The organism is Lentzea sp. NPDC054927 (assembly GCF_053610285.1).
The window spans coordinates 107,095-118,020 of record NZ_JBSGXZ010000030.1 but is presented as its reverse complement, the minus strand read 5'-3'; the positions used below and the strand labels follow the sequence as shown (position 1 = coordinate 118,020).

Annotated in this window: 9 protein-coding genes; 4 read left to right on the top strand and 5 right to left on the bottom strand. The window is 68.7% G+C overall.

Annotated elements, in window-relative coordinates:
* The 4 genes from ACWGE0_RS31400 to ACWGE0_RS31385 all read right to left on the bottom strand — a co-directional run.
* On the bottom strand, nt 1-896 hold an 896-nt coding region (locus tag ACWGE0_RS31400; RefSeq protein ID WP_452264522.1), incomplete at its 3' end, for a dioxygenase family protein.
* Entirely contained in the window at nt 893-1,918 is a 1,026-nt protein-coding gene (locus tag ACWGE0_RS31395) for a maleylacetate reductase (RefSeq protein WP_452264521.1), read from the bottom strand. The genes ACWGE0_RS31400 and ACWGE0_RS31395, both read right to left, overlap by 4 nt.
* Nucleotides 1,915-3,717 (bottom strand): FAD-dependent oxidoreductase, encoded by a 1,803-nt coding sequence (locus ACWGE0_RS31390; RefSeq protein ID WP_452264520.1) that lies wholly within the window; start codon nt 3,715-3,717, stop codon nt 1,915-1,917. Before ACWGE0_RS31390 ends, ACWGE0_RS31395 begins: the two co-directional genes overlap by 4 nt.
* Before the next feature lie 84 nt (nt 3,718-3,801).
* On the bottom strand, nt 3,802-4,725 hold the full coding sequence (locus ACWGE0_RS31385) for an AraC family transcriptional regulator (protein WP_452264519.1): 924 nt from the start codon (nt 4,723-4,725) through the stop codon (nt 3,802-3,804).
* A gap of 896 nt (nt 4,726-5,621) precedes the next feature.
* On the opposite strand from ACWGE0_RS31385, the gene ACWGE0_RS31380 reads away from it, so the two are divergent.
* Genes ACWGE0_RS31380 through ACWGE0_RS31365 form a run of 4 tightly spaced genes read left to right on the top strand, consistent with a single transcriptional unit; the run spans nt 5,622 to nt 9,385 of the window.
* Nucleotides 5,622-7,970 (top strand): sensor histidine kinase, encoded by a 2,349-nt coding sequence (locus ACWGE0_RS31380; protein WP_452264518.1) that lies wholly within the window; start codon nt 5,622-5,624, stop codon nt 7,968-7,970.
* A 29-nt stretch (nt 7,971-7,999) separates the two neighbouring features.
* Nucleotides 8,000-8,440 carry a roadblock/LC7 domain-containing protein gene (locus ACWGE0_RS31375; protein ID WP_319967064.1) on the top strand — a complete coding sequence of 147 codons (441 nt, stop codon included), beginning with the start codon at nt 8,000-8,002 and terminating at the stop codon, nt 8,438-8,440.
* Nucleotides 8,437-8,811 carry a DUF742 domain-containing protein gene (locus ACWGE0_RS31370; RefSeq protein ID WP_452264517.1) on the top strand — a complete coding sequence of 125 codons (375 nt, stop codon included), beginning with the start codon at nt 8,437-8,439 and terminating at the stop codon, nt 8,809-8,811. The genes ACWGE0_RS31375 and ACWGE0_RS31370 overlap by 4 nt, the downstream gene beginning before the upstream one ends.
* On the top strand, nt 8,792-9,385 hold the full coding sequence (locus tag ACWGE0_RS31365) for a GTP-binding protein (protein WP_452264516.1): 594 nt from the start codon (nt 8,792-8,794) through the stop codon (nt 9,383-9,385). Before ACWGE0_RS31370 ends, ACWGE0_RS31365 begins: the two co-directional genes overlap by 20 nt.
* A 173-nt stretch (nt 9,386-9,558) precedes the next feature.
* On the opposite strand, the gene ACWGE0_RS31360 is transcribed toward ACWGE0_RS31365, so the two are convergent.
* The gene (locus ACWGE0_RS31360) at nt 9,559-10,917 is read right to left on the bottom strand and encodes a tryptophanase (RefSeq protein ID WP_452264515.1); all 1,359 of its coding nucleotides are present in this window, start codon (nt 10,915-10,917) and stop codon (nt 9,559-9,561) included.
* Nucleotides 10,918-10,926 lie beyond the last annotated feature (9 nt).

Genomic DNA, 10,926 nt, shown 5'->3' with positions numbered 1-10,926 from the left:
CAGGTGGCTTGCGGGGCCAGCACGATGTCGAACCGGGCGCGCGCCCACGGCTTGTCGCCGAGCGCGCGCCCGTCCGGCGTGGGGGCGCCGGCCGGTTGGCCGGCGAACTCCTTGACGAGCGACTCCTTGACCCCGAAAACGGAGTCGCCGATCTCCAGCTGCGGATCACCTTTCACGAAGATGTGCGTGACCAGCGTGCGGAACCCGGCTGCCGAGACCATGAAGTGCAGGTGGGCCGCGCGCATGGGGGAGCGGTGCGCCGCGTCCAGGAGCGCGCCGACGGGACCATCGTGCGGGATGGGATACCTCGTCGGGGTCACGCCCCAGAAGGCGAACGTGCCGTCGGGCTCCGAGAACAGGTGGCCGCGGCCCGACACTCGGTCGTCGGTGTACTGCACGTCGTAGAAGCCGTCCTCGTCGGCTTCCCACACCTCGATCCTCGCGCCACCGACCGGGTTTCCCTCCGTGTCGCGCACGGTTCCCTCGACCCAGCACGGGGTTCCGGGGGCGCCCGCGGCGATGTCTCCGCCGTTGCCCACCAAAGGCGACTGCTCCACGAAGAACGGGCCGAACACCGTGGCCTCGGTGGCGTCCAGGTGGGCCTCGTTGTTCACCGCGATGGTCTGCATGGAAGCGCCCAGCACGTCGGAGAGCAGGATGAACTCCTGCCGCTTCTCGTCGGTGATGTGCCCGACGGCGGTCAGGAACTCGATCGCCCGCGTCCACTCCTCTTCGGTCAGCCGCACCTCGCGAATGAACGCGTGGAGGTGCCGGGTGAGCGACTCCAGCAGTTGTTTCAGTCGTGGGTCCGGTGTCCGGGCGAACGACGCGACGACCTCGGCCGTCAGGCGCTCCTCGATGCGCTGCTGGGCCTCTTGTTCGGCAGAGACGGTCATGCTCGGCTCCACTCGGTCGGGTTCTGGCCCGCCTGGGCAGCGGCGAGCAGTGCGGTGAGGTCGGCCTCGCTGACCGGGCGAGGGTTCGACGGGGGCACGGACGGCAGGATCAGACGGGCGGCCTCGGCGGCGTCTGGGACGCCGTGCAGGACGTGAGAGGCGCCGATGTCGGAGTACAACGACGTCAGGTCGGGCGCGCCCAGGGCTTCGGTGATCCTGCGCGCTGCTTCGGGGGCCGCGGGAGCGTTGAAGGCCAGCACGTACGGGAGAACCGCCGTGTGGGTCGCGGCGTGCGGGAGGTTGTAGGCGCCGCCCAGGACGTGACAGATCTTGTGGTGCAGTCCCGAACCCGCGGAGGCGAACGCCACGGCGGACAGATAGGCGCCGTAGAGGGTCTGCTCACGGCCGTCCAGGCCGGTGATCTGCCGCAACCCGCTGCTCAACGCGCGGATGCCTTCCGCGGCAAGGGCCTGGTTGATCGGATCGGCGCGCGGGGCCCACATCGAGTCGACGCAGTGCGCGAGCGCGTTGCAGCCGGAGGCGATGGCCAGCTCCGGCGGCAGCGACGCGGTGAGGGTCGCGTCGTAGACGACGGTCACCGGCAGGACGCGGTCGTCGCTGCCGGTGGTCTTGCGCGCGGCCTCGGTCAGGCCCCAGACGTTCGTCGCCTCCGAGCCCGCGTACGTGGTGGGCACGGCGACGATCGGCAGTCCGGTGGTCAGCGCGACCGCCTTCGCCAGCCCGGTCGTGGACCCTCCGCCGACGCTCACCAGCAGATCCGCGTTGGACGACGCGGCCTGCGCACGAGCACGTTCGGCATTGGCAACGGGGACGTGCGGCGCCACGTCCGTGCAGCGCGCCACCACGTCGATCTTCGCGGCCACCTCCGCGGCGATCGCTTCCTCACCGATCAGCAGCACCCGCCGGGCGCCGAGCCGTTCGACCTCCGCGGCGAGGGTGGCGGCCGCCTCTCCGGTGCCGAACAGGACGCGCTGGCCGAGGGTGGTGTGGTCGAACTTCACGCGCTCTCCTCCCGGCTGAGGATCGAGGTCAGGACGGACATCAGCTCGGCCTCGGGATCAGCGGGCAGCGCGTCGCTGCGCCAGGCGACGTGCTTGTCCGGGCGCACCAGCACGCAACCATCCTCGTCCACACCGGACAGTCGCGACCAGTCGAAGTAGAGATCGGTCACCGGACGCCCAGGTCCGATGACGACGGTTTGCACCGGGACATCGAGCCGGTCGGCCGCCTTCTGCGCCGCGCTGACCCACGCCTCGCCGGTGATCCCGGTCAGCAACGTGAACTGGCCGTACGGCACGAGGTCGTGGGTGGACCGCTTGCGCGTGCTGTCGCCGACCCAGGCGTGCGGCAACCGGGCGCCGGGCCAGGTCGACGGCTCGTAGTACAGCTCCGGGTCGCGGGCAGGCGACGGACGGGTCGTGCCGTCCGGAACAACGGCGCTGGACTCGTACGACTGGCCCATTTCCACGCCGTGCGCGTTGAATTCGTAGTTCTTCAGCTCCATGGCTTCCCGGACGGCGGCGCGCTTGGCGGCACCGGCCGGGCTGACGTCCTTGCGCTCCTCGATCTGCGCGTGCATCTGCTCGGCGGACTCGGCCGCGTCGAGACCGAGCGCCTCGAACAACGCACCGAACTCGCGAGCGGACTTGTTGGCCCGCAACACGATCTGCTGCGCGACGGGAGCGCGTTCGGCCGTGTAGGTGTCGAGCAACGAGGTGCCGGCCTGTCCGTTGAGCACCAAAGCCAGCTTCCACGCCAGGTTGTAGGAGTCCTGGATCGAGGTGTTGGACCCGAGGCCGTTGCTCGGCGGATGCTTGTGCACGGCGTCCCCGGCGCAGAACACCCTGCCCTGCTGCAACCGGGTCGCGTACTGCTCGTTGTTGCCCCACAAGGAGATACCGGTGATCTCCGCGTCGAGCGAAGGATCACCGACGAGGTTGCGCACGATCTGCAGGGCGTCGTCCTCGGACACTTCCGGCACGCCCTGTGCGAGGTCGAAGCCCCACACGATCAGCCACTCGTTCCACGGCCGGACCATCCGCACGAGGCCCGCGCCGATGCCGCCGACGTTCGCGCCGGGCTGGATCACCCAGTACAGCACCGAAGGGCGGTGCCGGCAGAGTTCGGAGAGGTCGGCCTTGAACGTGATGTTCATCGACCCGGCGACGTCCATCTGGCCCTCGTACGGCAGGTCCAGGTCGGCGGCCACGGCGGAGCGCGCGCCGTCCGCGCCGATCAGGTACTTCGCGCGGATCGTGTACTCGGCACCGGTGAGCCTGTTCAGCACCCGCACGGTCACGCCGCCGGCGTCCTGCGTGTGGCTCAGGTACTCGGTGCTGAACTGGGTCTGCGTGCCGCGCGCGGTCGCGTTGCGGACGAGGATCGGCTCCAGGTAGGTCTGCGGGATGTCGCAGTTCAGCGACGGCGAGGCGAGCTCGTGATCGGCGTGCCGGGCCGGGTGGTTGCCCCACGTGAGGATGCGGCCGATCTCCTCACCGGTGATCGACGTGCAGAACACGGTGTCGCCGATCAGGTGGTGCGGCGTGGCGTCCGCGAGCACCTGGTCCTCGATGCCGACATCGCGGAAGATCTCCATCGTCCGCTGGTTGGTGATGTGCGCGCGCGGAGTGTTCGCCGTCCACCGGTACTTGGTGATCATGATGTTCGGAACGCCCAGTGTGGACAGGAACAGTGCGGCGGAGGCCCCGGCCGGGCCCGATCCCACGATCAGCACATCGGTCTCGACCGCGGTGTGCGTCGGTGGGGAGGTTTCGACGAGACCGTCGTGGAAGGTCACCATGCCGAAACGGTGGCAGCGCGGCGGTGCCTGGAACGTCGTGCGGCCGTGACATGGCGGAAACAGGCAAAATTCAGGACGCGAAATTCAGGACACTTGACGGCGGTCGTGGCACGGCGTGGTGCCGAACCGAGCCCGGTAGGTGCGGGAGAAGTGCGCCTGCGAGGCGAAACCGCTCCTGGTGGCGACCTCCGCCAGCGAGATGGGCTCGGCGAGCAGGCGCCGGGCGGCGTCGAGACGGGCGGTCAGCACCGCCTGCGGCACGCTCTGCCCCGACCTGGCGAACAACCGCGAGAGATGACGTTCGGAGTACCCGATCGCGGCCGCGATCCGGCTCGCGGACAGGTCCTGCTCGGCCAGGTGAGCGGCGATGTACGCGTGCGCTGCCGCCAGATCGCCGGTGTCCGAGCGCTCGCCGCCGAGCAGCACGCCCAGCAGACCCGTCGCGACGCGCTCCAGCCCCTCCCAGTCCGCGGGGCCGCCGCGCAGCGCTCCGGACAGCGCGGTCACCAGCGCCTGCGCGTGAGCGTTGTCCTGGAAGCCGAACACCCGCGGTTTCACCGGTCCGGAACGGCCGGAGGTCTCACGCACCAGGGCACGCGGGGCTTTCAGCACGAGTTCGGTGAGGCCGTGCGAGAACGTCCGCTGGAACGGCTGGTCACCGTCCATCACGAGCCCCTGTCCCGGCGCGATCAGCTCACGGCCTCCGCGGTGCTCGAAGTGTCCCGCACCGGACAGTGCGAAGTAGACGACCACTCCGTCGGCGGGGTGCAGGGCGATCTGCCGGACGTCCCGTTCCACCGCGTGCGGCGACCCCGTCACCCGCGCCACCTGCAGGCGGGGCAGGGTGAGGTTGATCTCCGTGCCGTCGAACGGCCGGTCGCCGAGCGGCAGTGCCCGCAGGCCGACCAGCGCGCGGGCGTTGTGCTCCTCCCACCCGGTGAGGCGGCGCGAGCCCGGGAGGTCGTGCGTCCTGAACCTGGTCAGGCCGGGCGGGTGCACGGATGCCATCCCTCCACGGTAGACCGCCTTTCCGGCACGCGCGATGAACCCCGATCTCGACCGGCTGCTCGCTTTCCCGCGGCACGACGAAGTTCTGAGCTGCGTTTTCCCAGTCGGTCCCGCCCTTTCGCCGCGGATCCTTTTCGCAAGATCAAGGCCGCGCGAATCGCGGGTGCGGACTCCACCGATGACGGTGCCGGAAACATGAAGATCCTTACGGCCTGGCGCAATGTCCGGAAGATGCCGTGTTACCGGCGCGCACGACCTGTCCGCACTGGGCCGAATGGACGTCACGCGGTGCAGGGGCAGGAATGTCATGGGGTCCGTCCGGCGGACGAGTGCTTCGGCACAGGCGCGGGAGCACCACCTGTTCGTCAAGGACGGAAACACCCTCACCTCGGCCGGTGGCGGCGCGGGCCTGCAGGTCTTCGGTCATGAGGTCGGTACGACCCCTGCGACGTACCGCACGGGGGAATTTCGAAAACTGCCGGTGACGGTAAGCGACGACTGGTTGCAATGCGTTATTGCAATAGAAGATTCCGCACGTCGTGTCAAGTTAACGCCGAATGACCGGTGCGTTTGTCGAGTTCGGTTCGGAAAAGCCCAGTTCGGCGTCGCACCGGGCACCGGAACCATCGGTCGCCGTTCTACCTGCGAGAGCGTGTTCGTGCACGACAAGCACAGTTCGCATGGTGAGACCGGAACCGAGGACCGGGGGTGTTGCGATGGTCATCCGACTGAGTAGTCTCTACGCACACCCCACAAGATCATCGGCTGTTGATCGTGTTGATCTTGTAGTGCTATCTTTCCGTCGCCAATTCGGGTGGTCGTGGAGCGTTGTGAAGCTGAAGACTGCGCCTGATACGAATTACAAGACAATTCGTTCACGGCTCACTGGTGTCGTGGTGGTTCCCAGCATCGTCCTTCTGGCCATGTGGGCGCTGTTCTCGTCCTACACGGTGTTCGAGGGGCTGTACCTCCAGCTGGTCGCCTCCGGTGTGCGAGACGCGTCGATCCCGGCGGTGCAGTCGTTCGCGTCGCTGCAGAAGGAACGCGAGCTCAGCATGACGAGCCTGAGCAAGCCGGGCTCGAGCACGTCGGCGCTGGTCAAGCAGCAGCAGGCGACGGATGCGGACCTGACCACGATGAAGGCCGCGTTCACCGAGCTCGCCTCCCAGGCGCCGCAGGAGGTCGTCGACGGGATCGGCAAGCTCAACGGGCTGCTCGACCAGCTTCCGCAGCAGCGGGCCGCGCTCGAGGCCGGTACCGCGTCCAAGCCCGAGATCTACCGCTACTACAACAGCGTCCTCGACGCCGGTGCCGCGTTGTTCAACACGCAGGCCCGCATCGTGCCGGACGCCGAGACCGTGCAGGGCGCGCTGGCCGCGGTGCAGTACTTCCAGGCCGCCGACTCGATGTCGCGGGCCGGTTCGGTCGCCGCCGGAGCGCTGGCGGCCGGCAAGTTCACCCCGGAGGAGCACCGCGAGTTCGTCTACCTCGTCGGCGCGTACCGGTCCTCGCTCAACTCGATCGAGCCCTACGCCCTGCCGCCCGTGCGTGAGCACTACAAGTCCGTCGTCGGCAGCGCCCAGTGGCAGCAGCTGGTGCTCCTCGAGAACCGCCTGTTGCAGAACGCGGAACGACCTATCGGGCAGTCCGTCAGCGCGACCGACTGGGAGACGGCCGACCGCGCGGTGTCCACCGAGCTGACCAAGCTGGTGGAGGAGCAGTCCAACGGTGCCGTGAACGTGGCCATGGCCAACGGCAGGGACAAGTTCACCACGGTGCTGATCGGCAGTCTGGTCGCGCTGGTCGCGGTGATCGCCGGCATCTTCGTCGCGGTGCGCATCTCGAACCGCCTGGTCAACAAGGCGTTGATCGTCCGCCTCACCAACCTGAAGAGCGACTCGCTCAAGCTTGCGCACGAACGGCTGCCGAGCATCGTCGAGCGGTTGCGTGAAGGCAAGCACGTCGACGTCGCCACCGAGGTGCCCGCGCTCGACTACGGCAACGACGAGATCGGCCAGGTGGCCGACGCGTTCAACGCCGCGCAGTACACCGCCGTCGCCGCGGCGGTGAAGGAGAGCCAGACCCGTGAAGGCGTGAACCGGGTCTTCCTCGACATCGCGCGCCGCAACCAGGGTCTGGTGCACCGCCAGCTCAAGATCCTCGACAAGCTGGAGCGCGAGGAGGAGAACCCCGACCACCTCGACGCGTTCTTCCAGCTCGACCACCTCGCCACCCGCGCGCGGCGCAACGCCGAGAACCTGATCATCCTGACCGGCGAGCAGCCGGGACGGCAGTGGCGCAAGCCCGTGCGCATGCTCGACGTCGTGCGCGCGGCCGTCGCCGAGACCGAGCAGTACGCCCGCGTGAAGGTGAACCCGGTGCCCGAGGTCGCGCTGGTCGGCGCCGCCGTCGCGGACACGATCCACCTGATCGCCGAGCTCGTCGACAACGCGACCTCGTTCTCCTCCCCGCGTTCGCAGGTCGAGGTGCACAGCAGCGAGGTGCCGCAGGGTCTCGTGCTGGAGATCGAGGACCACGGTCTCGGCATCAAGCCGGACGACCGCGAGCAGCACAACAAGATGCTGGCCGCACCGCCGGACTTCGAGGCGATGCGCCTGCGCGGCGAGTCCCGCCTCGGCCTGTTCGTCGTCGCCCGGCTGGCCGCCCGCCGCGGCATCCACGTCGAGCTCCGCGACTGCCCGTCCGGCGGCACCATCGCGCTGGTGCTGGTGCCGTCCGAGCTGATCGTCGGCGAGGTGGGCGCGGTGGCCGACTCCACGGACCCCGTGCAGATGCCCAAGCCGACGTTCCGGCAGCAGACCCTCGCGCAGACCGCCCTCCCGCACGCCGAGGACGTCGTGCTCGACGCCAGGTCCACCCCGGGACTGAACGAGTTCTGGGCAGGGGGAGGAGTGGGAAACGTCCCGGACTCCCGCCGCGCGGAGGACCACGACAGCGGCAGCATCGTCGGCGTGCTGCCGATGCCCGACCGCCAGGCCGACCAGTGGCCCGCGGAAGACACCCGCGAGAGTGAAGCGACACGTCAGGACACCCGGCCGGAGCTGCCTCGCCGCCGCCGGCAGCAGCACCTGGTGCCGCAGCTGGCGAACGACGACCACCGGCCGGAGCCCGACTTCGCCGAGGCGAACACCGAGGAACGGGCGGAACGAACTCGCGACGGCATGTCGGCCTTCCAGCAGGGCACCCGAACTGCCCGCCAGGCCGACGACGCCGTCGAACCGTGATCATTCCCACGACTGAAAGGGCTGTTTCCGTGGACGACGACCTGACCGGCGGGCACCCCGAGCTCAACTGGCTGCTGGACGACCTCGTCGCCAGAGTGATCGGCGCCAGGCACGCGGTGGTGCTCTCCGCGGACGGCCTGTTGCTCGCCCGCTCTCCCGAACTGTCCAAGGACGACTCGGACCACCTCTCGGCGATGGCGTCGGCGTTCCAGTCGCTCGCCAGGGGCACCGGACGGCACTTCGGCGGCGGGCAGGTCCGCCAGACCATCGTCGAGATGGAACGCGCGCACCTGTTCGTCACCGCCGCCGGGCAGGGCGCCTGCCTCGCCGTCGTCGGTGAGGAGGACGCGGACATGGGCATGATCGCCTACGAGATGAACATGCTCGTGAAGCGAGTGGGCAGCTATCTGTCCTCGGCGCCCCGAACACTCGCGTCGCCGCGCGTCCCCGGCCACCTCGGTCTGTCATGAGCTCGCGATCCTCGGACTGGTGGTACGACGAGGCGGCCGGCCCGATGGTCCGCCCGTACGCGTTGGTGAGCGGCCGTACCAGGCCGACGTGGGGCCGGCTGAACCTCGCCACCCAGGTGCGGTCGATCCGCACCTCGACGGAGACCGCCTCGCTCTCCGTCGAGCACCTGGAGATCATCAGACTGTGCCGGAAGCCGCTTTCCGTCGCGGAGGTCGCCGCGTACCTGCACGCGCCGCTCGTCGTGGCGAAGGTGTTGCTGAGTGACCTGATCCAACGTGGCGACGTCATCACCAGCGATCCGTCCCGCTTGGCGACCGCGCCGGACCTGAACCTACTCCAGAAGGTGCTAGATGGTGTCCGTGCAATCTGAGCAGCAAGAAGAGCTGCTCGTCCCGTCCTCCGTCAAGATCGTCGTGGCGGGTGGCTTCGGCGTGGGCAAGACCACGATGGTCGGCACGGTCAGCGAGATCACGCCGCTGCGGACCGAGGAACTGCTCACCGAGGCCGGCACGGAGATCGACGACCTCGCCGGCGTCGAGGGCAAGAACACCACGACGGTGGCGCTGGACTTCGGTCGCATCACGATCAACCCCGAGGTCGTGCTGTACCTCTTCGGCACGCCCGGCCAGGACCGCTTCTGGTTCATGTGGGACGAGCTGTCGTACGGGGCGATCGGCGCGGTCGTGCTGGTGGACACCCGCAGGCTCGACGGCGGTTTCGGCGCGATCGACTTCTTCGAACGGCGCGGGATCCCGTTCGTGGTCGCGGTGAACTGCTTCGAGGGCAGCTACTCCTACACCGCGGACGAGGTGCGGCACGCACTCGACGTCAGCGAGAACGTTCCGCTGGTGCTGTGCGACGCGCGCGACCGCGAGTCGTGCAAGGCGGTGCTGGCCCGCGTGATCGAGCATGCGATGAGCAAGCTCGACCACGCGGTCGCCTAGTGGTGCGACGCAGAACCTTGGCGGGGTAATCCACGCTCAGCAGGGCACCTCGCGGCACCGCCCCCGCACCCCCATACATCCAGTATGAGGATGCGGGGGCGGCACCACGATGCACCCGTCTGACCGCGAATTCACCCGGCAAGGTTCTGCGCCACACCACTAGCTGTTCGGCGTTACCTGACCTGTTCCAACCGGCAGCGGAACGGTCGCAGCATGGCGGGTGCCTCGGTGAGCCGGTAACCGGGGACCCGCTCGGGGTTCTCGGCGATTCCCGCGAGCGTCTCGGCCACGTACTCCAGGTGGCTGCGGGTGTAGACGCGGCGCGGGATCGCCAGGCGCACCAGCTCGAACGGCGCGGGCGTGATCAGCTCGCCCTCCTCGGTGATCTCCCCGAGGTAGAGCGAACCCAGTTCCGCACAACGGACTCCGCCCGCGAGGTACAGCTCCGACGCGAGCGCGTGACCGGTGAACCGGTGCGGCGGGATGTGCGGCAGGAGCTTGCCCGCGTTGAGGTACACGGCGTGCACACCCGTCGGCTGCACACTGTCCACACCGGCCTGTCGCGCACACTCGGCGAGGTACGCGGTGGCGTCCGCGCGCTCGCGCAGGTACAGCGGGTCGGTGACCTCCTTCAGGCCCTGCGCGCACATGTCGAGGTCACGGCCGGAAAGCCCGCCGTAGGTGCGGAACCCCTCGGTGGCGATCAGCAGGAGTTCGCACTGCTTGGCCAGCGCCGTGTCGTTGAGGGCCAGCAACCCTCCCATGTGGACGATGCCGTCCTTCTTCAGGCTGACCACGCAGCCGTCCGCGAGCCGGAACGCCTTCTTCGCGACCTCACGCGGGCTGTGGTCGCGGTACTTCTCTTCCCGTTGCGTGACGAGCCAGGCGTTCTCGGCGAACCGGGCCGCGTCGAGGATGAACGGAACCCCGTGCTTGCGGCACAACTTGCTGGCCTTCTTGAGGTTCGACATCGAGACGGGCTGTCCGCCGCCGCCGTTGTTGGTGATCGTCATGAGCACCAGGCCGACGTCGTCCGGTCCGCTCAACGCCTCTTCGAGGGCGACGAGGTCGATGTTGCCCTTGAACGGTTCGTCGCTGGAGAGGTCCTTGGCCTCCGGGCACGGGAGGTCGCGGACCACACCGCCGGCGATCTCCACGTTCGCGCGGGTGGTGTCGAAGTGCGTGTTGCTGATGGAGATCTGGCCGGGCTTGAGCAACGCGGTGAACAGGATCCGTTCCGCGGCACGGCCCTGATGCACCGGGTAGACGTGGTCGAAGCCGGTGAGCTCCTCGACCACGTCCCGGAACCGGAACCACGACCGGGCGCCCGCGTAGGTTTCGTCGCCGCGCATGCCGGCCGCCTGCTGCTCCGCGGACAGGGCACCCGTGCCGGAGTCGCTCAGCAGGTCGATCGTGACGTCGTCCGCGGTGAGGTTGAACTGGTTGTACCCGCCTTCGGCGTACCTGCGTTCACGGTAGTCGCGGGTGGTGATGGGGATGGGCTCGACGACCTTGATCCGGTACGGCTCCACGGCACAACC